This is a genomic window from Marinobacter iranensis, assembly GCF_029207565.1.
GTDB classification, from domain to species: Bacteria; Pseudomonadota; Gammaproteobacteria; order Pseudomonadales; family Oleiphilaceae; genus Marinobacter; species Marinobacter iranensis.
On the sequence record NZ_JANCMW010000116.1, the window covers coordinates 1 to 276 of the forward strand.

Annotated in this window: 1 protein-coding gene; it reads right to left on the bottom strand. The window is 70.3% G+C overall.

Features of this window, described 5'->3' with window-relative positions; genetic code table 11:
• Positions 1–276: hypothetical protein (locus NLU14_RS21670; RefSeq protein WP_275710513.1), on the bottom strand; the 276-nt coding region annotated here is incomplete at both ends.

Here is a 276-nt window from a genome sequence, read left to right on the forward strand (position 1 = left end):
GGAGGCGGCGTCGGTGTAGCGTTTCGCCGCGACGATCGCGGCGGCGGGTGCCAGCGATGCGGCGCGGCGGCCGGCCCTGATCGCCAGGCCGGACACGATCGCGGCCAGCGCAATCGCCGCCTGCGGCGAAGCCAGGCGGGCCAATTCGGGCGAATGCCTGAAATAGCTGTCGGTGACGACATCGCCGTAGCCGGCGCCCGCAAGGCGGCGACAGACATCGCCCCAGGCTTCATAGAGATCGCCCGGGAAGGCGGACCGGATGACTTCGTCCGATTT